The following is a 20327-nucleotide window of genomic DNA, read 5'->3' as shown; positions in this document are numbered from 1 at the left end:
CAAAATAACAACAACACCAAGACCCCAAACCGATATGACTCAAGCCAGATCTTCTCAGGAGCAGGCGAGTTCGTCTGTATCTGCAGCAAATCCATCCTTGCTGAAAGAGCAAGCGTCTCTGCTGTACCGGGACTCCAATACCTATTATCAACTCGGCATGGGCTGCGCTCTGGTCTGCTGTACTTTACTCTGGAGTTATCAAGCGCACCCTATTCTGATCACCTGGTTGGTGTGTTATGCCCTGCTCACCTTTGGCGGCATTCAGCTGAATAAAAAGTTTAACCGCCAATGTGATAATGCTCCTAAGTCACTGCAACACTGGAAAAAGCTCTTTACCTTAGGCGGCGTACTCGTGGGCAGCTGTTGGGGCATATTGATCACCTTTCTTACTCCTGAAGACAGTTTATTTCATCAATCTGCCGTAGCCATTTGTATGACGGGTTTGGCCCTTTATGCCAGTGCCATCTTCTCGGCCATTCTGATGACCTATCTGGGCTTTGTGCTACCTGCTTTTTTGCCCTTGATTATTACCGAGTTTATCAGCCCAAATCCTTTAATTTCACCCTATATACTGACTATTTTCCTGGCCTTTCTGCTGTATGCATCATGGCGTAATCACCTGTTTTTAAAAGATTCTTTATCCGCAAAAGTACATAACCAACAGTTATTGGAAACGATGGCGAAAGAGCAGGCCCGCACCGAAGCGTTAAACCAGCAACTGGAACAGGAGATTCAGTATCGCCGCCAAACAGAACATCAACTGCAACAGGCACAGCTGACGCTGGAGCAACAAGTCGAAGATCGTACCCTGGCGCTGTCGCAAAGTAATCAGAAGCTCCAATCCGCCATAGAGCAACAACGGCAAACCAGTCTCGAACTGGAGAAAAGCCGCCAACGTTACAGTAAAGCCGTAGAAGCCAGCCAACTGGGCTTATGGGAGTGGGATCTGAGTACCGATGAGATCTTTCACTCCCACTTTGAGCAACTGTTTGGCTATTCAGACCGGGAGGTCCCGCATTTTATGGGGCACCTTAAGCCTCTGGTACATCCCGATGATTACCCCTCCATGCGCCGGGCACTGATTGCTAATCTAAAGGGCACGACCGAACAATTTAAATCCCAGTTCCGTATTGAACATAAGTCCGGCGAATGGCGCTGGCTGGAAGACAGTGGCCGGGTGATAGAACGCGACAGCACGGGTAAAGCCCTGAAGATGATCGGTACTCGACGGGACATTACCGATCAGGTTAAAACCGATGAAAAGCTGAGATTAGCCTGGCAGGCATTTGAAAGCTCCAGCGAAGCCGTCTTTATTCTGGATGAGCACTTCCAGATCACCACCATCAACCAGGCTTTCCAGCAAATCACAGGCTACAACAGTAAAGAGTTGCAGGGACAAGCTTTTGATAGCAGCCCGCTCTGGCAGATGGATACCGCACTTACGGAACGAATTAAACAGCAGCTGTTGCAGCTTGGAGCCTGGGAAGGCGAATTAGTTGAACAACGGAAAAATGGTGATGTCTTCCCGGAATGGCTAAAGGTTTACCGGGTCACTTCCCAGCAGGGTGAGAAATCCCACTATGTAGGCATGTTCTCCGACCTGACCCAGCGTAAAAAAGCGGAAGAGAAGCTCAGTTATCTGGCAAATTATGATGACCTGACCGGTGTGGCCAACCGTAATCTGTTTAAAGATCGTCTGCATATGGCGATCAATCATGCCCGCCCGAATCGTTCCAAGGTGGCACTGCTACTGCTTGATATCGACCGCTTTAAGGCAATTAACAATACATTGGGTCATGATGTCGGCGATCAGTTGCTGCAAGAGCTCGCCAATCGCTTAACGACCCATGTGCATCAGGTGGATACTATCGCCCGTTTGGGTGCCGATGAATTTGCCCTGATTCTGGATCAATATAACAGTCAGGACGAGGTGGTAAAACTGGCACAGCAGGTCTCAGAGCTGGTCCATACCCCTTATATGATCGATGAGCATGAGCTGATCGTTTCCAGCAGCATTGGCATTAGCCTGTTCCCAAAACATACCCGCGGGCTCAATATTCTGGTCAATCAGGCGGATCTGGCCCGTAATAAGGTCAAACAGCTGGGCGGCTCAGGGATCGAGTTTTATACCGAAGAGTTACAGACCGGCTCTCTGGAGCGGCTGAAGATGGAAAATGACCTGCGCAAAGCCCTGCAAAGAGATGAACTCTGTGTCTATTACCAGCCTAAAGTCTGCCTGAAAGAAAACCGTATTACAGAAGCCGAAGCTTTGGTGCGCTGGAATCACCCGGAGTCAGGTCTGATATCACCGGGTTCTTTTATTCCGATCGCTGAAGAGACCGGCCTGATCTCCCCCATTGGCGAGCAAGTCTTTATCAAATCCTGCCAGCAGATCCGTGAATGGTTGGATAAAGGCATGCATATAAAGCTTTCGGTCAATCTCGCGGCCCAACAGCTGCTGCATGGTGATCTGGTTGGCTTTGTGCGGCAAAGTATTCAGGATGCCAATATCCCACCGGAGCTGATCGAACTGGAGTTGACCGAAAGTTCGTTAATTGAAGACCCTGAGCACACCATAAAAACGCTGGAAAAGATCAAAGCACTGGGCGTGACCCTGGCCATTGATGATTTTGGTACCGGTTACTCTTCCCTAAGCTATCTTCAGCGCTTCCCGCTGGATATTCTTAAAGTCGATCGTAGCTTCCTGAAAGATATCCATAGCTCAGACCCGCAGCAAGCAACTCTCACCAAGGCGATTATCGCCCTGGGCCATAATCTGGATATGAAGATTGTTGCCGAAGGGGTGGAAACAAGGGCACAACTGGAGTTTCTGACCAGTCAGAACTGCGACTATGCTCAGGGGTTCTATATCAGCCCACCTGTACCGGCACAGACCTTCTTTGAGCTGGTGGAGAATTTTAACGCTTAAGGCTGGATGCTGGATGCTGGAGGCTGGAGGCTGGAGGCTGGAGGCTGGAGGCTGGAGGCTGGAGGCTGGAGGCTGGAGGCTGGAGGCTGGACAACGTTGTGATGTTTAGTTTTCAAACACAACAGGCTACCCATAAGGCAGCCTGTTGTATTTGTCTTTCATTCTAGCTTCAAACCTGACAAATCTAACCTTCCTGCATACGCAATGAATGCAAACTGCGCTTAACCGCCTTTAAATGCTCTGCCAGCCTAGGATCACGCATCTTAGCTACACCTACCGCTAATACATCAATCACTACCAGATGAGCAATACGGGAAGTCATCGGGGTATAGATCTCAGTATCTTCCGGTACATCAATATACAGCGGGATCGTGGCCAGCTCCGCCAGAGGAGAGCCACTCGGGCATAGTGCAATCACATTGGCACCGGCTTCACGCACCAGTTGAATGCTTTGCAACAGCGCTTTAGTCCGGCCTGTCTGAGAGATGGCAACAACCACATCAGTATCGGTCAGTGTCACCGCTGACATATTCTGCATATGAGGGTCCGAGTAAGCCGCTGTCGACATCTGCAAACGGAAGAATTTATGTTGCGCATCAGTGGCTACGGCACCTGAAGCGCCAAAACCAAAAAACTCCACCCGTTTGGAGCTCGTCAGCAGACTGATCGCCTTCTGCACCATCTTCACATCAATCCGGTTTTTTACCGACAGCAAAGCACTGGCCGTAGTATCAAAAATACTGTTGGTAAAATCATCAACCGAATCATCCTCCTTCATGGAGAACTGGGCGAAACGGGTCTCTTTGGCTAAGACCTGAGCCAGTCGCAGTTTAAAGTCCTGGAAGCCATCGCAGTCCAATGCACGACAGAAGCGCACCACCGTCGGCTCACTGACATTGGCTTCAGTGGCCAGGTCAACAATGCGCATATGAATCACTTCATTGGCATAACTCAACACATAATCCGCCACTTTCTGTTCAGAGCGACGGAACTGGGTTTGTGAATTTTTGATCTTTTCCAGAATGTTATCTTTCACCGGCTTACCACTGGTTACCAAAGTCGAATACTCTTCTTATTCTACCTGTAACTTTTACGAACCGTCATATTTTATTGTTGTCGTAAATTCATAACAGACTTGTCACTACTTTTTAATAAGCGTTATATTACAGTGCATGGGTTGTCAACCTTAATCTCGACCTAACCTCTCAAACCATAGAGGAGGATGCTGATATGAGAAACAACCAGAGTCTGGACCAAGTAAAAAACCAGATCTTTGATATTTTCATGTCGATGGAAGTAGAAGAGCACGAACAACGTAAGAAAAATGAAGCGCTGAAACAGCTGGAAGCCCGGCGCGGCATTGAAAAACATTTTGAAAAGAAAAAGTTAGTTGAAGAGATCGATGATTACCGCTTCGACGACGAGGACGATGTTGACGGACATTGACGACTATCTTCTTTTAATTTTTTTCTGATCATACAACCGTAGGGCTTCGGGCGCTGAAGTACTAGGTTAAAAATTCTAGATTCAACGCCCGGTGATGGCCTTATTCGACGGTCACCGACTTAGCCAGGTTTCTTGGCTGATCTACATCGGTGCCTTTCAGTACAGCCGCATGGTAGCTTAGCAGCTGTAGAGGTATCGTATACACTATCGGAGCCAGAATCTCCGGCACATCCGGCATTTGCTCAACCTTTAAGCCTTCCTCTGACTGGATTCGGTCGATACCCGCAAAGACAAACAACTCCCCACCACGAGCCTTCACTTCCTGCAGATTGGCTTTTAGCTTATCCAGCAAAGCATTGTTAGGAGCAACAGTGACTACCGGCATCTCCTTATCAACCAGAGCCAGTGGACCATGCTTGAGTTCTCCAGCGGGGTAAGCTTCGGCATGAATATAAGAGATCTCTTTCAGCTTCAGAGCACCTTCCATCGCCACTGGATACAGTGCGCCCCGACCCAGGAAAAGTGCGTGATTTTTCTCGGCAAAATCCTGAGCCAACAGCTCAACATTTTTGTCCAGGCGCACACTGGCCAACAGTAAAGCCGGAAGCTGATGCAGGTGTCCTATAATCTCTGCTTCCTGTTGCTCACTCAGGCCATTACGGCGGCCCAAAGCAATGGTCAGCAGCAGCAGGGCAACCAACTGAGTGGTAAAAGCTTTGGTTGATGCCACACCAATTTCAGGACCGGCGTTAGTCATCAGCGACAGATCCGATTCCCGTACAAGCGAACTGCCTGGCACATTACAGATCGTCAAACTGGCTAAGACCTGATCTTTGACCGCGCGCAGTGCCGCCAGAGTATCCGCAGTTTCACCAGACTGAGAGATGGTCAGGAACAGGGTATTGTCTGCAATTACAGTCTTGCGATAACGGAACTCACTGGCCACTTCCACGGCACAAGGCATACCCGCAATATCTTCCAGCCAATATTTTGCCACCAGGCCAGCATGATAACTGGTACCGCATGCAATGATTTGCACTTGTCTTACCTGATCAAAAAGTTCAGAAGCCCCATTGCCAAAGGCCTGCTCCAATAGACGATCTTCGGTAATACGGCCTTGTAATGTGGCCTTTACAACTTCCGGCTGCTCGTAGATCTCTTTCATCATAAAGTGACGGAATTCACCTTTATCCGCCACCGACAAATTATGCTCGAACACCTTAATCGGGCGCTCAACAAGCTGTTGATTTTTATCCCAGATAGTAATCTTGTCTTTTTCCAGCTGAACAAAATCGCCCTCTTCCAGATAGATAAAGCGATCTGTCACCTGTAGCAGAGCCATTTGGTCGGAGGCGATAAAGTTTTCACCCAAGCCGACACCCACCACCAGAGGGCTACCTTTTCGGGAAGCCAATATCTGATCAGGGAAAGCCTTGTGCATAACGCCCAGGGCAAAAGCGCCCTCCAGCTGAGATACCGTGCTTAAAAATGCCTGCTGCAAATCAGCACCGGAGTGAATGGCACGATCAATCAGGTGGGCAATCACCTCGGTATCCGTTTCTGAACTGAAATGATACCCCTCAGCAACCAATTCCTCTTTTAACGGCTCGAAGTTCTCAATAATACCGTTATGCACAATAGCCAGTTGCTCACCGGACATATGAGGATGAGCATTGTTTTCGGTCGGCTTACCATGAGTTGCCCAACGGGTATGGGCAATGCCCAAGCTCCCAGACAGAGGTGCTTGCAGCTCGGCATCCACCAGCATTTGAACCTTACCGGTTCGGCGCAAACGCTGAATCTCTTCACCATCAAATACCGCTAAACCTGCTGAGTCATAACCGCGGTATTCAAGTCGCCTCAGACCTTCCAGCAAAATAGCAGTTACCGGCCTGGCTGCAATTGCACCAACAATGCCACACATCGAGGGATGCTCCTGTAATTATTTCTTCCAGTTTGATTTTGTCAGCTGACGACCACGGGCGACGGATAATGCATTATCTTCAACGTCCTTAGTAATGGTCGAACCGGCTCCAATCACTGCATTCTCACCCACAGAGACAGGGGCCACCAGAGAGGTGTTGGAACCAATAAAAGCCCCCGAGCCTACCACTGTTTTAAATTTATTCACACCATCATAGTTACAAGTAATTGTGCCGGCTCCCACATTCACTTTGGCACCAATTTCAGCATCACCAATATAGGTCAGGTGGTTGACTTTCGCCCCTTCACCAATGAGGCTTTTCTTAGTCTCCACAAAGTTACCAATCTTAGCGCCAATGGCTAATTCAGTGCCGGGGCGAAGTCGGGCATAAGGGCCAACGGTACAGTTTTCTGCCACCGTGGATTGGTCAATTATGCTATTAGGTTCAATCACAGAGCCATCAGCAACAGTGCAATTTTTCAGGATGCAGTTCGCACCCACGGTAACATTGTTTCCCAGCTCAACTTTGCCTTCGAACAGGGTATTAATATCGATAAAACAATCACTACCTGTGCTCAGCTCGCCACGAATATCAATACGCGCCGGATCAGCCAGCGTCGCACCTTCAGCCATCAGCTGCTCGGCTAACTGACGCTGATACCAACGCTCCAGTTCCGCCTGCTGTTGACGGTTATTAACCCCTTGTACTAACTGCTCAAAAGCAGGTTGGCTACCCACCACAGCAACCTGTTCACTCGCGGCCATGGCAATAATATCTGTCAGATAATATTCACTCTGGGCATTATCACTGGAAAGGGTCGGTAACCATTTCGCCAGATGCGATTGGCTGACCGCCATAATGCCAGTATTGATTTCACGGATCTGGCGTTGATCATCCGATGCGTCCTTATGCTCAACAATCGCAGTAATGGCACCTGACTGACGCACAATGCGACCATAACCCTGAGGATTGGCCAGTTCAACCGTTAACAGACTCATGCTATTAGCGGTGACCTGACTGAGCATCGCGGTCATTACATCGGCCGGTGTCAGTGGTACATCACCGTAAAGTATCAGTACCCGACTGCCTTCGGTCAAAGAGGGTAGGGCCTGGGCTACCGCATGACCGGTGCCCAACTGCTCTGATTGAGTCACAAAATTTACAGAGTAATCACTTAACGCAGCTTTAACCTGCTCAGCACCATGCCCCACCACCAGGTGGATACGGCTATCAGGAATGCTCTGCGCCTGATTAATCACATGTTCCACCATAGGCTTACCAGCAATGGTGTGCAGTACCTTAGGTTTTGCTGAACGCATACGCGTGCCCTGGCCCGCAGCCAGAATGACGATATCAGTGATCATACTTTCTTTACCCAATTGATCAGATGCAGAGTGTCATACTAATAAATCCTTACCGATAATGCCTTGTCAGCGTAGCAATAAAGCCTTATCGGAAAGGGCAAAAATAGCGCAAATTTCAGACAAAAAAAAAGGCGGCCCAAAGGCCGCCTTTTTTCGAGCGGTGCTGATTAAGCACCCAGCTTACGACGCAGTTGCTGTACTGTACGCAGACGCGCAGCAGCTTGAGCAAGTTCAGCCGCAGCTTTTGAGTATTCAAACTCAGAAGATTGATTGATCAGAGCACGCTCTGCATCAGCCTTCGCTTTTTCAGCTTCAGCTTCATCAATCTCATTCGCACGAACAGCAGAATCTGCAAGGACAGTTACCAGGTTCGGTTGAACCTCGATAAAACCGCCAGATACGTAGAAGACTTCTTCTTCACTATTCTGCTTCTTCACGCGAACAGGGCCAGGTTGCAGCTCCGTCAGTAACGGTGCGTGACCTGGGGCTACACCCAGATCACCCAAGATACCGGCGGCAACAACCAGCTCCACACGCCCGGAGAAGATAGACTTCTCGGCACTTACGATATCGCAGTGGACGGTTATAGCCATGGTCTTGCCTCTCTACTTCGGGAAAAAGCTAATTGCTTCTTAGCTTTTTCTACAGCTTCTTCGATACCGCCGACCATGTAGAACGCCTGTTCTGGCAGGTCATCGTATTCACCGTTCAGAATGCCCTGGAAGCCACGAATAGTGTCTTTCAGAGAAACATACTTACCTGGTGCACCGGTAAAGATTTCAGCTACGAAGAATGGCTGAGACAGGAAGCGCTGAATCTTACGCGCACGGGATACAGTTTGCTTGTCTTCATCAGACAGCTCGTCCATACCCAGAATCGCGATGATATCTTTCAGCTCTTTATAGCGCTGAAGCGTACCCTGTACACCACGGGCTACATCGTAATGCTCTTGACCAATTACCAGAGGATCCAGCTGACGAGAGGTGGAATCCAGTGGATCTACCGCAGGGTAAATACCCAGTGCAGCGATGTCACGAGACAGTACAACGGTCGCATCCAAGTGAGAGAAGGTTGTCGCTGGAGACGGGTCAGTCAAGTCATCCGCCGGTACGTATACCGCCTGAATGGACGTAATAGAACCTGTCTTAGTCGACGTAATACGCTCCTGAAGTACACCCATCTCTTCTGCCAGAGTAGGCTGATAACCTACCGCAGAAGGCATACGACCCAGCAGTGCTGATACTTCAGTACCTGCCAGTGTATAACGGTAGATGTTATCTACGAAGAACAGTACATCACGACCTTCGTCACGGAACTTCTCAGCCATAGTCAGACCAGTCAGAGCAACACGCAGACGGTTACCCGGTGGCTCATTCATCTGACCATATACCAGAGATACTTTGTCCAGTACGTTAGATTCGGTCATTTCGTGGTAGAAGTCATTACCCTCACGAGTACGCTCACCCACGCCTGCAAACACGGAATAACCGGAGTGCTCGATCGCGATGTTACGGATCAGCTCCATCATGTTTACAGTTTTACCTACACCCGCACCACCGAACAGACCTACTTTACCACCCTTAGCGAATGGGCATACCAGGTCGATTACCTTAATACCGGTTTCCAGCAGCTCAGTGCTGTTGGACTGATCGGCATAAGTCGGTGCAGTACGGTGAATAGCCATACGCTCTTTCTCGCCAATCGGACCTTTTTCGTCGATTGGGCGACCCAGAACGTCCATAATACGACCCAGAGTTTCAGTACCCACTGGTACAGAAATCGGAGCGTCAGTATTAACTGCTTCCAGTCCGCGCTTCAGACCCTCAGTGGAGCCCATCGCAATGGTACGTACAACACCGTCACCCAGCTGCTGCTGAACTTCCAGAGTAATTTCGGTGTTGCTAACCGTCAGCGCGTCGTAAACTTTTGGCACGGAATCGCGTGGGAATTCCACGTCGATTACAGCGCCGATAATCTGAACGATACGTCCGCTACTCATTTTGGTTCCTCTTAAACCTGCAATTGAAACCCGCTTGCTTGTGGCTCAGCGTTATACCGCTGCAGCACCGCCCACGATTTCGGAAATTTCCTGTGTAATCGCTGCCTGACGCGCCTTGTTGTATACCAACTGAAGGCTGTTGATCAGGTCACCGGCGTTATCGGTGGCGTTTTTCATCGCCAACATACGCGCGGACTGCTCACAAGCATTGTTCTCGACCACTGCCTGATACGTTTGAGACTCAACGTAACGTACCAGTACCTTATCCAGAAGCTCTTTAGCATCCGGTTCATACAGGTAGTCCCAGTGATCAGCGGCGGTTTCTTCTTCAGCCTGCAAAGGCAGTAACTGCTCTACAACCGGCTTCTGGGTCATCGTGTTTACAAACTGGTTGTACACCAGATAAACACGATCCAGTTCACCTGCATCATAGGCATCAAGTACTACCTTGACACTACCAATCAGATCGCTCGCAACCGGAGCGTCACCCAGTCCGGTTTTAGTGGCCAATACTTTGCCACCATTGGAGCGGAAGAAAGCTACGGCTTTATTACCAACTGCACAGAACTGTTGTTCTACGCCCTTAGCATGCCATTCCTTCATGTTCTTCAGCATGGCCTTGAACATATTCACGTTCAGACCACCACAAAGACCACGATCAGAAGAAACAACGATGTAACCCACACGTTTTACATCTCGCTCTTCCATATACTGGTGGCGATACTCAGGTGTTGCGTTAGCAATATGACCTACAACTTTACGAATCTGCTTAGCATAAGGCTGGCTGGCGGCCATGCGATCTTGTGCACGGCGCATCTTACTCGCGGCAACCATCTCCATCGCGCTTGTAATCTTACGCGTGTTACCGATGCTCGCGATCTGGTTTTTAATCTCTTTTCCGACTGCCATAGCATCTCGCCTTATTCAAAAAACAAACTTAAACTCAGTAATGGGTGCCCACAGCTAGACACTGTGGGCAAACAACTTACCAGGTTTGAGTTGCTTTGAATTGCTCAATACCAGCTTTAAAGCCAGCTTTGATATCGTCGTTGTAAGCGCCAGATTGGTTAGTCGCTGCCATAAAGTCTGCTTTTTCACTGTTCATGAAAGACAGCAGGCCGGCTTCAAAATCACCAATTTTGTTTACTGGAACATCGTCCAGGAAACCTTCGTTAGCGGCGTACAGTACAACACCCATTTCTGCGATAGACAGAGGAGAGTACTGTTTCTGCTTCATCAGCTCAGTTACACGCTGACCGTGCTCCAGCTGCTTACGAGTCGCTTCATCCAGGTCAGATGCAAACTGGGAGAATGCTGCCAGTTCACGATACTGAGCCAGTGCCAGACGAATACCACCGCCCAGTTTGGAAATCAGCTTAGTCTGTGCTGCACCACCTACACGAGATACCGAGATACCGGCGTTCATTGCAGGACGAATACCCGCGTTAAACATGCTGGTTTCTACGAAGATCTGACCATCGGTAATGGAAATTACGTTGGTCGGTACGAATGCAGATACGTCACCACCTTGAGTTTCAATGATCGGCAGAGCCGTCAGAGAACCAGTCTGGCCTTTCACTTCACCATTGGTGAACTTCTCAACGTACTCTTCACTTACACGAGAAGCACGTTCCAGCAGACGGGAGTGGAGGTAGAAAACGTCACCTGGGTATGCTTCACGACCAGGTGGACGACGCAGAAGCAGGGAAATCTGACGATATGCCCATGCTTGTTTAGTCAGATCATCGTAGATGATCAGAGCGTCTTCACCACGGTCACGGAAGTATTCACCCATGGAGCAACCGGCGTACGGCGCCAGGAACTGCATGGAAGCAGGATCGGATGCACCAGCGTTTACAACGATGGTGTGATCCATAGCACCGTGCTCTTCCAGCTTACGTACTACGTTAGCAATAGTAGACTGCTTCTGACCAATCGCCACATAGATACAGGTAATACCTGAATCTTTCTGGTTGATGATTGCGTCAATCGCGATCGCAGTCTTACCAATCTGACGGTCGCCAATGATCAGCTCACGCTGACCACGACCTACCGGTACCATGGCGTCGACCGCTTTATAACCAGTTTGAACTGGTTGATCTACCGACTTACGCCACAGTACGCCTGGTGCTACCTTCTCAACCGCGTCAGTTTCTTTCGCGTCGATCGGGCCTTTACCATCGATTGGGTTACCCAGTGCGTCTACAACACGACCTTTCAGTTCTGGACCAACTGGAGCTTCCAGAATACGACCAGTACATTTAGCAGTCATGCCTTCCTGCAGTGATAGGTAATCACCTAACACTACAGCACCAACAGAGTCACGCTCCAGGTTCATCGCCATGCCGTACACGCCGCCAGGGAATTCAATCATCTCCCCGTACATTACGTCAGCCAGACCATGAATGGTTACGATACCGTCGGATACGCTTACAATTGTGCCCTGTGTACGGGCTTCAGAAGTCACATCGGTATTTTCGATGCGCTTCTTGATAATTTCGCTGATCTCAGATGGATTCAGTTGCTGCATGCCATGTCCCTCAAACTCAGGAATTCATTGCCTCGGCCAATTTCGCAAGCTTTCCACGTACTGAACCGTCAATAACAGTATCGCCAGCATGGATCAAAACGCCGCCTATGAGGCTCTTGTCGACCTGAGTCTGGATTTTAATTTCACGATTCAAACGTTTTTGCAGAGCTTGTGCCAACTTGGTCTGCTGTTCATTTGTCAGCTCATAGGCAGAAGTAATTTCCACCTCAACCATTTTTTCCTGTTCCGCCTTCAGCGTTTCAAATTGCTCAGCAATTTGAGGGAACAGAGACAAACGGCTTACTTCGCTCAGAGTTTGTACAAAGTTTCTGCCATTCTCATCCAAGTCAGGACAGATATCATTGATGACACCTGCTTTCTGATCGTGAGATACGGCTGGGTTGCTCAGTACATTCTGAACAGCTGGGTCAGATACAGCATTTGCTGCGGCTGCCAGCATATTAGACCATTCAGCCAATTTGCCCTGGCTCAAAGCATACTCAAAGGCAGCTTTTGCATATGGCCGGGCAACAGTGCTTAATTCAGCCATCGGTCACCTCGCTTATAGCTCAGCTGCGAGTTTCTCGACAAGCTCAGCGTGGGCTTTTTCGTCAATAGAAGCGTTCAGAACTTGCTCAGCGCCTTTCAGTGCCAGTGTAGACACTTGCTTGCGCAGCTCTTCTTTAGCGCGGTTTACTTCCTGCTCAATCTCAGCTTGAGCGGCAGCCAGTAAACGTTCGCCTTCAGAGCGTGCATTGTCTTTTGCTTCTTCAACGATTTGGTTAGCTCGCTTATTCGCTTGCTCAATAATCAGGGCTGCTTGTTCTTTACCTTCACGTAACTGTTGACCGGCTTTTTCTTGAGCCAGTTCAAGGTCACGTGCGGCACGACTTGCAGCATCCAAACCATCTGCAATTTTTTTCTGGCGAGCATGCATGGCTTCCATTACAGGAGGCCATACGTACTTCATGCAGAACCAGACAAAAATCGCAAACGAGATGGCTTGGCCTACCAGTGTTAAGTTCAGATTCACGCCATCACCCCTTGCTTTCCAGTGTTGATCGATTAAGGGTTAAAAAAACCAGCTTAATGATTAACCAGCAAGTTGAGCTACGAACGGATTCGCGAAAGTGAAGAACAGTGCGATACCAACACCGATCATAGTTACAGCATCCAGCAGACCCGCAACGATGAACATTTTAACCTGCAGCATAGGAACCATCTCTGGTTGACGAGCAGCGCCTTCCAGGAATTTACCACCCAGCAGACCAAAACCAATCGCGGTGCCCAGTGCACCCAGACCGATCAGCAGAGCAACAGCAACGGCGGTTAAACCCAGTACTTGTTCCATTTTTTTCTCCCAGTTTTTCTCAAGTTGAAGTTTAAGAAATTAAATTTCAGTTAAAGGTTAAAGTTAAAGCGATAAAACAAAATCTTAGTGATCTTCACAAGCCATGCTCAGGTAAACGATCGTCAGCATCATGAAGATGAATGCTTGCAGTACGATTACCAGGATGTGGAAGATTGCCCAAGGTACGGACAGAGCCCATTGGATCCAGAACGGCATAATAGCGATCAGAATGAAGATCAGCTCACCTGCGTACAGGTTACCGAACAGTCGCAGTGCCAGAGAGATTGGCTTAGCGATCAGTCCAACACCTTCCAACAGCAAGTTGAAAGGAATCATCTTCTTACCAAAAGGCTGCAGAGTCAGTTCGCCAACGAAACCACTCACACCCTTAACCTTGATGCTGTAGTAGATAATCAGAGCGAATACAGACAGGGACATACCCAGAGTCGCGTTCACATCAGTGGTCGGTACCACTTTCATGTAATCAACGCCCAGTACCATAAACAGAGATGGCAGGAAGTCTACCGGCACCAGATCCATCAGGTTCATCAGGAATACCCAGACGAAGATGGTCAGTGCTAACGGAGCAATCAGGCTGCTACGACCGTGGAAGGTGTCCTTCACACTCTGATCAACAAACTCAACCAGAATTTCAACAAAGTTCTGCAAACCACCCGGAACGCCAGTTGTGGCATTTTTAGCGGCTTTACGGAACAGAGTGATAAAGATTAAACCTAAAAAGAGTGACCATCCCAGAGTATCTACATGAATCGCCCAGAAACCCATCTCGGCTGCTTCCTTGGCACCGTGAGCAAAGCCCATGCCATTTTCAGGATGCAAACCATATGTCAGGTTTTGCAGGTGGTGTTGTATGTACTCGGAAGGTGTCGGATTTGCGCCTGCCATTGTCTTCCTCGATATTTTCCGGTGGTTGTCCGTAACGAATCAGCGTTTTATCACCAAAGGAGATAGCCAATGCACTACTTGAACCACAGCGTAAGTTAAAAAGAAATAAATTGGGTTTAAGGGACGTACTAAGGCAAAAACCAAAGCAAATAATACGGCCGTTAAACCAAACTTCACTGCTTCCGCTTTATAAAACGAGCGGACGATCTGTTTTGCCGCCTGCGCGCCCTGATAGCGGAAAGCTGCCCAGGCAAAATACAGGTTGGGTAAAAAACAGACGACACCACCTAACAGTGCGGAATACGCTTCAACAGAACCCTTGGCTAGAAAACTGCCTAGTGTTACCAGGAGGGTTACGACAACCTGTAAAGCGACAACACGTAGAACCTTCGGTCGTCGTAACTGTGCGCTTTTGGCGCCCATCGCCTCTCCTAAAAAACACCGGCTTAACCGATGCTTCGCAAGTTGAAATTCACACTACTGTCCGATTGTGACGGCACAGGATTATAGGGGCATTGCCAATGCCATTCAACATAATTACCCACAGAAAACCGTTTAATAAGACCAATAGATGAGTTTTCTTCCCCATGTGGATAACTTATTCGCGGCCACTTATTTAATGTGACCAAGAATCCCGTCCAACTCATCCAGACTGCCATAGCTGATCACCAGCTTGCCTTTACCCTTCTGATTGTGACGAATTTGAACCCCTGTTCCCAGGCGTTCACCCAGTGTGCGCTCCAGTCGCTCTACATCAGCACTATGCATTGGCTTCGCTTTCTCTGCAGGCGGCTGCTGCATCTTGCGCACCAGCGCTTCGGTCTGACGCACCGACATGCCCTTAGCCACCACTTGGCGAGCGGCATGACTCTGCTGTTCCTGGTCCAGACCTAGCAGCGCACGGGCATGTCCCATCTCCAGATCACCATATTCCAGCATCTTTTTCACATCATCAGGCAACGCCAACAGTCGTAACAGGTTTGTGACGGCTGAGCGTGACTTACCCACAGCATCAGCTACCTGCTGCTGAGTTAGCTCAAATTCCTGTTGCAGACGCTGCAAAGCAAAGGCTTCTTCAACCGGATTTAGATTTTCGCGCTGGATATTCTCAATCAACGCCATCGCGACCGCAGCATCGTCACTGACATAGCGCACGATAACAGGCACCTGATCCAGCTCTGCTAACTGAGCGGCACGCCAACGGCGCTCACCGGCAATAATTTCAAACTCGTCTTTACCTGCCAGCGGACGTACCACAATAGGCTGCATAATACCCTGGGCACGAATAGAGCTCGCCAGATCTTCCAGGGAGTCCGGATTCATATCACGCCGGGGCTGATAACGGCCACGACGCAGAAACTCTACCGGCAGGTGCCTCATCTGACCATCTTTAATCTCTGAAGTTTCCTGGGCAGGAGTATTTTTTTCTGCAACAGGAGGAGTAACAGGCACATCACGGGGCTCACTAGCCTTTGCCATACCTGAGCCAAGCAGGGCATCAAGCCCACGTCCTAAACCACGTTTTTTTGCCGACATTGTTACTTCAAACTCCGTTAAATGATGAACACCTAAAGCGTTAAAGCATCAGGACACGATTGAACATGCCCTTATTTGACCTTTCCTGGTATCCATGACAACGCATCTTGACCAGACATCTCTCTGTCCGGTTCAACATGGGTTTTAAAATGACATAGGGATTACAGCGATCAGGCGGTTACTTTCTTTTTCTTGTTTTTGCGGGTCAGCTCTCCGGCCAGGGCCAGATAAGCCAGACTGCCTTTGGACTTCTCATCGTAAGCCAATACAGGTAAACCATGACTAGGGGCTTCTGCCAGACGTACATTGCGTGGAATCACGGTGTTGTAAACCTTATCACCAAAGTGTTCCGTCAGCTGAGCTGACACATCACGGGTCAGGCTATTGCGAGGATCAAACATGGTACGTAACAGGCCTTCTACCTGCAGATCCGGGTTGATACTTTCACTGATCTGCTCGATGGTCTGAATCAGCGAAGAGAGTCCCTCCAGCGCATAGTACTCACACTGCACCGGAATAATCACACCCCGAGCAGCCGTTAGCGCATTCACCGTCAGCATATTCAGCGATGGCGGACAGTCGATCAGAATAAAATCATATTTGGACTGATTCTCTGACAGGGCTGTTTTCAGACTCAGGCCACCGTTACCCTGCTGTAGCAGATGCACCTCCGCAGAGGTCAGTTCCGCATTAGCGGGCAGAATATCATAGCCCGCCGGATCAGTTTTCCGGACCACTTCATCAAAGCTGGCTTCGCCCAGCAAGAGGTCGCATACGGATACTTCACAGCTGTATTTATCCACGCCACTGCCCATAGTGGCATTTCCCTGGGGATCCAGATCAATCAGCAGCACCTTACGCTTGGTCGCCACCAAAGACGCCGCCAAGTTGACGCAAGTAGTGGTTTTACCCACACCGCCTTTCTGATTGGTCACTGCAAAAATATTGGCCATCACTTTCTTCCTTACGGATTAAGACACCCGCTTCAGCTCTACCAGGTGCCGCTCCCCCTCGGTGCCTGGTACATGCAGGGTATGTACAGTCTGACAAAGAATATTATCGGGTAATGCCGCCAGCTCATCATGAGGATAAACCCCCTTCATCGCCAGCCATTGTGTATTCTCATCGGCAAAATGCAGGGTCCAGTTGACCATATCTTCCATCGAGCTGAAAGCCCGACTGATAATTTGATCGTAGCCCTGCTCCGGCTGGAAGGCTTCCACCCGTTTATTTTCTACCTGAACATTGTTCAGTTGCAGCGTGGTGACGGCCTGAAACTGAAAACGGCTTTTTTTACCATTACTGTCCAACAAGGTAATATCCAGGTCAGGACGAATAATTGCCAGCGGGATACCCGGTAAGCCGCCGCCAGAACCCACATCGATACAACGTGGGCCTTTGACATAGGGCAGAATACTTAAACTGTCCAACAGATGACGGGACACCATCTCTGCAGGATCACGCACAGCGGTCAGGTTAAACGCCTTGTTCCACTTGGCCAGCAGATTGAGGTAATCCATCAGTTTGCTCTGCTGTTCTGCACTGATATCCAGCCCCATTTGGCTGATGCCTTGTGCCAGTTGTTGCTCCAGTGTCATGCTCGTTTATGCCTCTGCCTGCTGTACTTGGTTGTTCTGTTGAGTGCCGTCTACGCTCTGGGTGCTTTTTTGCAGCATGGAACGCTTTTTCAAATGAATCAGCAGCAATGAAACCGCAGCTGGCGTCACCCCCGGAATACGACTGGCCGCAGCCAGCGTCTGAGGTTTGGCTTCACTCAGTTTCTGACGAATCTCATTGGACATACCATCGATACCGCTGTAGTCCATATCGGCCGGTAACGGCGTATTTTCATGGCGACGCAGTTTTTCGATCTCTTCCTGCTGGCGGGCGATATAACCGGCGTACTTCACCTGAATCTGCACCTGCTCGGCTACTTGAGGATCTTCAACCGCTTCGCCGCGCAGATTGGCGACGTCATCGTATTCCAGTTCGGGACGTTTCAGCAGATCCAACAGATTGTATTCCCGTGCCATTGGCTGGCCGGTCTTCTCCTGGATCTTTTCCGCTTGTTCGGTTTTTGGCTGAATCCAGCTGCTGGCCAGACGCTCTGTCTCCTGCTCAATGCCCTCTTTTTTGGCACTGAACGCAGCCCAACGCAAATCATCCACCAGCCCCAGCTCACGGCCTTTTTCTGTCAGACGCAGATCGGCGTTATCTTCACGCAGAATCAGACGATACTCCGCCCGGCTGGTAAACATACGGTACGGCTCATTGGTTCCCAGCGTAATCAGATCATCCACCATAACGCCGATATAGGCTTCATCGCGACGGGGGTACCAGCCCTCTTTGCCCTGAGCACGCAAACCCGCATTCAGACCCGCTAACAGGCCTTGAGCACCGGCCTCCTCATAACCTGTCGTACCGTTGATCTGACCGGCAAAAAACAGGTTGTGGACAAATTTGGTTTCCAGAGTGTGTTTCAGGTCCTGTGGATTAAAGAAATCGTATTCGATGGCATAACCCGGACGCATGATATGAGCGTTTTCCATACCGCGCATAGAACGCACCAGCTCCAGCTGAACATCAAACGGCAGACTGGTGGAAATCCCGTTCGGGTACAACTCATGGGTGGTCAAGCCTTCCGGCTCGATAAACACCTGATGGCTGTCTTTATCGGCAAAGCGGTGAATCTTATCTTCGATGGATGGGCAGTATCTTGGCCCAACCCCTTCAATCACCCCGGTATACATGGGTGAGCGATCCAGCCCCGCACGGATAATATCGTGGGTACGCTCATTGGTATGGGTGATGTAGCAGCTGATCTGCTCAGGATGATCGGATTGCTTACCCAGGAAAGACATCACTGGCGTCGGTGTATCACCGGGCTGTTCTGTCATCACTGAGAAGTCTACTGTTTTGGCATCAATACGAGGTGGAGTACCGGTTTTCAGACGTGCTACACGAAACGGCATCTCACGCAGACGATTCGCCAACGCAATCGATGGTGGATCACCGGCACGACCGCCGGAATGCTGCTCCAGGCCTATGTGGATAATACCGCCCAGGAAGGTTCCTGCTGTCAGTACCACGGTTTCAGAGTGGAAACGCAGCCCTGATTGCGTGACGGCTCCAGCCACCTTATCGCCATCCATAATCAGATCATCAGCAGATTGCTGAAAGATGGTCAGATTAGGCTGGTTTTCCAGGATAGTGCGAATCGCCGCCTTATACAGAATACGATCTGCCTGTGCGCGGGTGGCACGAACAGCCGGGCCTTTACGGCTATTCAGGGTACGAAACTGAATACCACCTTTGTCAGTAGCCAATGCCATAGCACCACCTAAGGCATCAATCTCCTTCACCAAATGGCTTTTACCGATACCACCAATGGCTGGGTTACAGGACATCTGTCCCAGAGTTTCGATGTTATGGGTTAGTAGCAGGGTAGAGCAGCCCATCCGTGCCGAAGCCAGAGCGGCCTCTGTTCCCGCGTGACCTCCACCGATCACAATGACATCAAAGCGGGTTGGATAATCCACTATTTCACCTCTATTTATGACTGTTCGTGCAAAAGGGACACAAGTATATACCTAGCCAGAGAAATGAGAAGTAGCAGGGGTGTGTATAACGTGAAGATTTTTCCAGAAAGTTAATCACAATAATCAATTAACTTATTTTAAAAGAAGATAAATATAGTGATTGTTATTGTGTGGATAAATTTTGTGGATAACTCATTTAAAGCTAGATTATAGAGGGCTTGCGTAATGTGATTAACCATAGGTATTAGCTATCAGCAACATGGTAGGAAGCGGGGGGTAGGGTGTGCATAAAGCAGCTAGTTATACACAGGGAGATTTATCCTGAGTTTTTCCCAATAGCTCAGCCATCATTATACTTGGGGTTATACAGAACAGGAAAGTTAGGTTTTTAGGGCTGGAAAGCTGGAGGCTTAAGGCTGAACGAAGCAGCTAGAAGGGTAAGAGGACCGAGAGCATTGCATTTGAGCCAAGATCAAACGAAGTGAGGCTTGTGTTGTTTTGCTAGAACGGTGGGAGAGCAGTAATCGTAGATACCATCTCTCCAAATCACCTTCAACAGCTCTTTTAGGCTGATTGAGGGTGATATTCGCTTTGATGCTTTACAACACCAAAACAAATTTGAACAAGCTTGCGCATACCTGCGCACAGGGCCTGCACTTTACTTTTACCCTTCTCTACTAAACGCTTAAATTGATGTCGAATATCTGGGTTATGTTGTAAACAACTGACTGCTGCCATATAGAGCTTTGCTCTTATTTTGGCTGGCCCCTGCTTACTTAAACGGCTTCTTCCTTTCCATTGC

At 49.2% G+C, this 20327-nt stretch carries 19 protein-coding genes; 2 read left to right on the top strand and 17 right to left on the bottom strand.

Features of this window, described 5'->3' with window-relative positions; all coding sequences use genetic code 11:
* The first annotated feature begins 34 nt into the window (after positions 1-34).
* The gene (locus H579_RS0103370; RefSeq protein ID WP_028299509.1) at positions 35-2929 is read left to right on the top strand and encodes an EAL domain-containing protein; all 2895 of its coding nucleotides are present in this window, start codon (positions 35-37) and stop codon (positions 2927-2929) included.
* 184 nt (positions 2930-3113) lie between these two features.
* Here the strand turns inward: H579_RS0103370 and hexR are convergent, their stop codons facing one another.
* Positions 3114-3965 carry a transcriptional regulator HexR gene (hexR, locus tag H579_RS0103360; protein WP_036565254.1) on the bottom strand — a complete coding sequence of 284 codons (852 nt, stop codon included), beginning with the start codon at positions 3963-3965 and terminating at the stop codon, positions 3114-3116.
* Positions 3966-4159: 194 nt separating this feature from the next.
* Between hexR and H579_RS0103355 the strand changes: the two genes are divergently transcribed.
* On the top strand, positions 4160-4375 hold the full coding sequence (locus tag H579_RS0103355) for a PA3496 family putative envelope integrity protein (protein ID WP_028299507.1): 216 nt from the start codon (positions 4160-4162) through the stop codon (positions 4373-4375).
* Between the two features lie 100 nt (positions 4376-4475).
* On the opposite strand, the gene glmS is transcribed toward H579_RS0103355, so the two are convergent.
* The 16 genes from glmS to H579_RS0103275 all read right to left on the bottom strand — a co-directional run.
* Positions 4476-6299, bottom strand: a complete 1824-nt coding sequence (glmS, locus tag H579_RS0103350) for a glutamine--fructose-6-phosphate transaminase (isomerizing) (protein ID WP_028299506.1) — start codon at positions 6297-6299, stop codon at positions 4476-4478.
* Between the two features lie 18 nt (positions 6300-6317).
* Entirely contained in the window at positions 6318-7664 is a 1347-nt protein-coding gene (gene glmU / locus H579_RS0103345) for a bifunctional UDP-N-acetylglucosamine diphosphorylase/glucosamine-1-phosphate N-acetyltransferase GlmU (RefSeq protein ID WP_028299505.1), read from the bottom strand.
* 167 nt (positions 7665-7831) lie between these two features.
* The gene (locus tag H579_RS0103340; protein WP_028299504.1) at positions 7832-8257 is read right to left on the bottom strand and encodes a F0F1 ATP synthase subunit epsilon; all 426 of its coding nucleotides are present in this window, start codon (positions 8255-8257) and stop codon (positions 7832-7834) included.
* Positions 8248-9663 carry a F0F1 ATP synthase subunit beta gene (atpD, locus tag H579_RS24045; RefSeq protein WP_051227271.1) on the bottom strand — a complete coding sequence of 472 codons (1416 nt, stop codon included), beginning with the start codon at positions 9661-9663 and terminating at the stop codon, positions 8248-8250. Before atpD ends, H579_RS0103340 begins: the two co-directional genes overlap by 10 nt.
* Positions 9664-9714: 51 nt before the next feature.
* Positions 9715-10572 (bottom strand): F0F1 ATP synthase subunit gamma, encoded by an 858-nt coding sequence (gene atpG, locus H579_RS0103330; protein ID WP_028299503.1) that lies wholly within the window; start codon positions 10570-10572, stop codon positions 9715-9717.
* Between the two features lie 76 nt (positions 10573-10648).
* The gene (atpA, locus tag H579_RS0103325; protein WP_028299502.1) at positions 10649-12193 is read right to left on the bottom strand and encodes a F0F1 ATP synthase subunit alpha; all 1545 of its coding nucleotides are present in this window, start codon (positions 12191-12193) and stop codon (positions 10649-10651) included.
* Positions 12194-12209: 16 nt separating this feature from the next.
* The gene (locus tag H579_RS0103320) at positions 12210-12743 is read right to left on the bottom strand and encodes a F0F1 ATP synthase subunit delta (RefSeq protein WP_028299501.1); all 534 of its coding nucleotides are present in this window, start codon (positions 12741-12743) and stop codon (positions 12210-12212) included.
* 12 nt (positions 12744-12755) lie between these two features.
* The gene (locus tag H579_RS0103315; protein WP_028299500.1) at positions 12756-13226 is read right to left on the bottom strand and encodes a F0F1 ATP synthase subunit B; all 471 of its coding nucleotides are present in this window, start codon (positions 13224-13226) and stop codon (positions 12756-12758) included.
* Between the two features lie 60 nt (positions 13227-13286).
* Positions 13287-13544, bottom strand: a complete 258-nt coding sequence (gene atpE / locus H579_RS0103310) for a F0F1 ATP synthase subunit C (protein ID WP_028299499.1) — start codon at positions 13542-13544, stop codon at positions 13287-13289.
* Positions 13545-13628: 84 nt separating this feature from the next.
* The gene (gene atpB, locus H579_RS0103305) at positions 13629-14450 is read right to left on the bottom strand and encodes a F0F1 ATP synthase subunit A (RefSeq protein WP_028299498.1); all 822 of its coding nucleotides are present in this window, start codon (positions 14448-14450) and stop codon (positions 13629-13631) included.
* 39 nt (positions 14451-14489) lie between these two features.
* Positions 14490-14873 carry a F0F1 ATP synthase subunit I gene (locus tag H579_RS0103300; protein WP_028299497.1) on the bottom strand — a complete coding sequence of 128 codons (384 nt, stop codon included), beginning with the start codon at positions 14871-14873 and terminating at the stop codon, positions 14490-14492.
* Between the two features lie 189 nt (positions 14874-15062).
* The gene (locus H579_RS0103295) at positions 15063-15986 is read right to left on the bottom strand and encodes a ParB/RepB/Spo0J family partition protein (RefSeq protein ID WP_028299496.1); all 924 of its coding nucleotides are present in this window, start codon (positions 15984-15986) and stop codon (positions 15063-15065) included.
* Positions 15987-16156: 170 nt separating this feature from the next.
* On the bottom strand, positions 16157-16939 hold the full coding sequence (locus tag H579_RS0103290; RefSeq protein WP_028299495.1) for a ParA family protein: 783 nt from the start codon (positions 16937-16939) through the stop codon (positions 16157-16159).
* A gap of 18 nt (positions 16940-16957) precedes the next feature.
* Positions 16958-17584: a 16S rRNA (guanine(527)-N(7))-methyltransferase RsmG gene (gene rsmG / locus H579_RS0103285; protein ID WP_028299494.1), complete on the bottom strand. Its 627-nt coding sequence runs from the start codon at positions 17582-17584 to the stop codon at positions 16958-16960.
* Positions 17585-17590: 6 nt separating this feature from the next.
* Entirely contained in the window at positions 17591-19525 is a 1935-nt protein-coding gene (gene mnmG / locus H579_RS24040) for a tRNA uridine-5-carboxymethylaminomethyl(34) synthesis enzyme MnmG (protein WP_051227270.1), read from the bottom strand.
* 564 nt (positions 19526-20089) lie between these two features.
* Positions 20090-20327 (bottom strand): transposase (locus H579_RS0103275; RefSeq protein WP_028299493.1); only part of this gene is annotated, 238 nt, incomplete at its 5' end.

Source organism: Oceanospirillum beijerinckii DSM 7166 (assembly GCF_000422425.1).
GTDB lineage: Bacteria > Pseudomonadota > Gammaproteobacteria > Pseudomonadales > Halomonadaceae > Oceanospirillum > Oceanospirillum beijerinckii.
Note: the sequence above shows the minus strand (reverse complement) of the source record. Positions and strands in the feature narration are given on the sequence as shown.

Excerpts from the sequence above, each read along its gene's own strand:
- rsmG (WP_028299494.1), bottom strand. The coding sequence starts at position 17,584 with ATGACACTGGAGCAACAACTGGCACAAGGCATCAGCCAAATGGGGCTG.
- glmU (WP_028299505.1), bottom strand. The coding sequence starts at position 7,664 with ATGATCACTGATATCGTCATTCTGGCTGCGGGCCAGGGCACGCGTATG.
- atpE (WP_028299499.1), bottom strand. The coding sequence starts at position 13,544 with ATGGAACAAGTACTGGGTTTAACCGCCGTTGCTGTTGCTCTGCTGATC.
- H579_RS0103370 (WP_028299509.1), top strand. The coding sequence starts at position 35 with ATGACTCAAGCCAGATCTTCTCAGGAGCAGGCGAGTTCGTCTGTATCT.
- H579_RS0103355 (WP_028299507.1), top strand. The coding sequence starts at position 4,160 with ATGAGAAACAACCAGAGTCTGGACCAAGTAAAAAACCAGATCTTTGAT.
- atpG (WP_028299503.1), bottom strand. The coding sequence starts at position 10,572 with ATGGCAGTCGGAAAAGAGATTAAAAACCAGATCGCGAGCATCGGTAAC.
- atpA (WP_028299502.1), bottom strand. The coding sequence starts at position 12,193 with ATGCAGCAACTGAATCCATCTGAGATCAGCGAAATTATCAAGAAGCGC.
- atpD (WP_051227271.1), bottom strand. The coding sequence starts at position 9,663 with ATGAGTAGCGGACGTATCGTTCAGATTATCGGCGCTGTAATCGACGTG.
- H579_RS0103340 (WP_028299504.1), bottom strand. The coding sequence starts at position 8,257 with ATGGCTATAACCGTCCACTGCGATATCGTAAGTGCCGAGAAGTCTATC.
- H579_RS0103320 (WP_028299501.1), bottom strand. The coding sequence starts at position 12,743 with ATGGCTGAATTAAGCACTGTTGCCCGGCCATATGCAAAAGCTGCCTTT.
- H579_RS0103295 (WP_028299496.1), bottom strand. The coding sequence starts at position 15,986 with ATGTCGGCAAAAAAACGTGGTTTAGGACGTGGGCTTGATGCCCTGCTT.
- glmS (WP_028299506.1), bottom strand. The coding sequence starts at position 6,299 with ATGTGTGGCATTGTTGGTGCAATTGCAGCCAGGCCGGTAACTGCTATT.
- atpB (WP_028299498.1), bottom strand. The coding sequence starts at position 14,450 with ATGGCAGGCGCAAATCCGACACCTTCCGAGTACATACAACACCACCTG.
- H579_RS0103290 (WP_028299495.1), bottom strand. The coding sequence starts at position 16,939 with ATGGCCAATATTTTTGCAGTGACCAATCAGAAAGGCGGTGTGGGTAAA.
- H579_RS0103300 (WP_028299497.1), bottom strand. The coding sequence starts at position 14,873 with ATGGGCGCCAAAAGCGCACAGTTACGACGACCGAAGGTTCTACGTGTT.